The organism is Amycolatopsis thermalba (genome assembly GCF_003385215.1).
GTDB classification, from domain to species: domain Bacteria; phylum Actinomycetota; class Actinomycetes; order Mycobacteriales; family Pseudonocardiaceae; genus Amycolatopsis_E; species Amycolatopsis_E thermalba.
Window position 1 is genome coordinate 1 of sequence record NZ_PQHW01000200.1, and the last position, 2873, is coordinate 2873.

Annotated in this window: 2 protein-coding genes and 4 tRNA genes; 4 read left to right on the forward strand and 2 right to left on the reverse strand. The window is 69.5% G+C overall.

Annotation, left to right across the window (positions count from 1 at the left end; all coding sequences use genetic code 11):
* Positions 1-124: 124 nt before the first annotated feature.
* Both D0D15_RS35510 and D0D15_RS35515 read right to left on the reverse strand, forming a co-directional pair.
* On the reverse strand, positions 125-931 hold the full coding sequence (locus tag D0D15_RS35510) for an IclR family transcriptional regulator (RefSeq protein ID WP_094007106.1): 807 nt from the start codon (positions 929-931) through the stop codon (positions 125-127).
* Positions 932-1141: 210 nt separating this feature from the next.
* A tRNA-Val gene (locus tag D0D15_RS35515) sits at positions 1142-1216 on the reverse strand.
* Between the two features lie 384 nt (positions 1217-1600).
* Here D0D15_RS35515 and D0D15_RS35520 point away from each other — a divergent pair.
* The 4 genes from D0D15_RS35520 to D0D15_RS35535 all read left to right on the forward strand — a co-directional run bounded on the left by D0D15_RS35520 (position 1601) and on the right by D0D15_RS35535 (position 2384).
* Positions 1601-2026, forward strand: a complete 426-nt coding sequence (locus D0D15_RS35520; protein WP_094007105.1) for an SsgA family sporulation/cell division regulator — start codon at positions 1601-1603, stop codon at positions 2024-2026.
* Positions 2027-2143: 117 nt separating this feature from the next.
* A tRNA-Gly gene (locus D0D15_RS35525) sits at positions 2144-2216 on the forward strand.
* Between the two features lie 24 nt (positions 2217-2240).
* Positions 2241-2311 (forward strand) — tRNA-Cys (locus D0D15_RS35530).
* A 1-nt stretch (position 2312) separates the two neighbouring features.
* Positions 2313-2384, forward strand: a tRNA-Val gene (locus D0D15_RS35535).
* The last annotated feature ends 489 nt before the right edge of the window (positions 2385-2873 follow it).

Consider the following 2873-nt stretch of genomic DNA (forward strand, 5'->3'; position numbering starts at 1 on the left):
AACCACTGCCCCTCCCGCACCCGATCCCCAGCCCACATCGGTTGCCGAGCACTGAAAGATCGGGTTCGGGAGGCTCAATCCGGGCGTAGCGAAGCCGGCGCAGTTCAGATACGCGCGTAGCGCCCTACGCCACTTCCCCCGAAGGCCGAGTGGAAATCTGCTCCGCGATCCGTTGCAACGCCTTCGCCGCCGCGGGCACGTCCCGCTGCGGGAACCGCGCCGCGGGCGCGCTCAGCGAAATCGCGGCGGGCAGGTTCGTCCCGAGCAGTGGCACGGCCACGCACCGCCCGTCGGCCTCGTTCTCGCCGTCGTCCACCGCGAAGCCCTGGCCGCGGACCTTGTCCAGCTCGGTGAGGTAGTCCTCGACGGTGACGATGGTGCGATCGGTGCGCGCCGGCATTCCGGACCGCTGGAGCAGCTCCCGCACGCGGGCCTCGGGCAGGTGGGCCGTGATCGCCTTGCCGAGCGCGGTGGAGTGCAGCGGGTCACGGTCGCCGCGCGAGGCGGCCAGCCGGACGCCGCGGCGGCTTTCGATGATGTCGATGTAGATGATGTGGTCGCTGTCCAGCAGCCCGAGGTTCGCCGTCTCGCCGAACTCGTCGCGCACGCTCTCCAGCCACGGCCGCACCCGCTCGCGCAGCAGCTCGAGGTGGCGGGACTGCATGCCGAGGAACCCCAGCCCCAGCCGGCACAGCCCGGTGACCTCGTCGCGCTCGACGTAGCGGTGGGCCTCCAGGGTCCACAGGTAGCGGTAGGCCGAGGACTTCGGCATTCCGGTGGCCTCGACCACCTCGTTGAGGGTGATCCCGTCCACGGACTCCTGCAGCAGGTTGAGGATGGCGCAGACCCGGTCGACGGCGCGCAGCGAGTAGTCGCGGTCTTCGGTGGAGGGAGGTTCGTCGGAGTTCCGGTGCGGCGACAGCGAACTCACCTCGTTTCATCAGCAGGAGTGAGCGTTTCATGTTACCGCGACCACACCGCTTCACACAGCCGTCACGCCGGAACGAACCGGAGAAAGGGGGCGGGTGACGGCCGTCTCCCGCGCCCGAGTGACGTGGACCCCGTGCCGGAATGAAACAGAACAGCCCCAGGTTGGAAGCCTTGGGACTGAACTTCAGGCTTCACCTGGGGCCGGTTTCGGTGGTGGGCGATACTGGGATCGAACCAGTGACCTCTTCGGTGTGAACGAAGCGCTCTCCCGCTGAGCTAATCGCCCCCGTCCGTACGAGAAGGAACTCTAGCGGATAGCCTGCCGGGCACTGCAAACGGGTGGTCTTTGGGCCACACGCTGCGGATACGACCCGACACGCTGCGGAGAAGCCCGAGGTGATCGAGGTCGCCCCCGCCCGTGGAGCGATCCAGGTCACGTGCCAGGCTGCGAAGCCGTGCTGTCCTGCCCGCGTTGAACCGAGCAGTATGTGTGGGTAGACGATCAGCGAGGCCGGTCCCGCAGGCCGGTACCGCGCGAGCGCGAGTGCGAGAGGTGCGCGAACCCGTCCGGGTGAAGCCCGGGGAGTTCGCGAAGCGAGACGGTGGGTTCGTGCGTCTCACACTCGAAGCTCGGCCGAGCGGGCCGTGAAGGGAGACGAAAGGTAAGACGATGCGCAACGACCACGTGACGCTCCGCTCCACAGCGGTGTTCGACCTCCTGGCGCCGCGTGCCCCGGCCGTGCCCGTGAAGGTGGAGCTGCGGTACGACACCCGCGACCCGTACGCGGTCGTGGCGGCGTTCCGGACCGGCCGCGCCGGCTGGGTCGAATGGGTGTACGCCCGCGACCTGCTCGCCGACGGCCTGCTGGCCGAGGCCGGTGACGGCGACGTCCGCATCCGCCCCTCGGTCGAGGACCCCGAGTCGGTGATGATCGAGCTGAACTCGCCGTCCGGGCACGCCGTGTTCGAGGCCTCCGCCCAGGAGCTGGCCGACTTCCTGGACCGCACCTACGACGTGGTGCTGCCGGGCAACGAGCACCTGTGGATCGACCTGGACGACGCGCTGACCCACCTGATCCCCAACGATCTTGGATAGCACCCGCGCTGGGGGCGTGGAACACCCACCCCCCTGTTTTCGCGGGTTGCCGGGTCGGATATTGTTCTCTCACACCACGACGACGGGGGCCTTCACCGGAACCCGGAGTCACGGTAGGCGGACGTAGCGCAGCTGGTAGCGCATCACCTTGCCAAGGTGAGGGTCGCGGGTTCGAATCCCGTCGTCCGCTCGGGGAGCCCACTCGGGCCCGCACGGTGGAGTGGCCGAGAGGCGAGGCAACGGCCTGCAAAGCCGTGTACACGGGTTCGAATCCCGTCTCCACCTCGCGCGATTAGCTCAGCGGGAGAGCGCTACCTTGACACGGTAGAGGTCACTGGTTCAATCCCAGTATCGCGCACTCTCCGGCTCGACGGCCCGTCGGTGATCACTCACCGGCGGGCCGTTGGTCGTTGTCCAGCCGGCCGCCACAGGGTGCGAGCGCGGACCCCGTGCAGCCATCCTGGGGGCTCGGCCGCTATCGCAGCCCGCCCGGCCACCCCGCGGCCTCGCGCCGCGGTCGCCCATCCCGCGGGGTGCATCGCGAGCCCATCGGGGTTGGCCCTCCCCTCCTGCAGCCACCCCACCCGCGGCTCGGTCGCCACGGCAACCCACTCCCGGCCACACTCCAGCCTCGGCGCCGCGACCGCCCCTCCGGGCTGCCATCGACACCACGCCTCCCTTCTAGGGTCAGCCCTCCCCGCAGTCAGCCCCACCCGCGGCGCGACCACAACCACGCCCACTCCCGGCCACCCTGCAGCCTCGCCGCTGTGACCAGCCGCCTCTCCGGGGTCCGGTCGGCATCACGCCCCATCCGGGATCAGCCGCGGCTCGGCCATCACTACAGCCC

Bases quoted from the DNA above. Each gene is read 5' to 3' on its own strand.
- D0D15_RS35520 (WP_094007105.1), top strand. From the start codon at position 1,601: ATGCGCAACGACCACGTGACGCTCCGCTCCACAGCGGTGTTCGACCTC.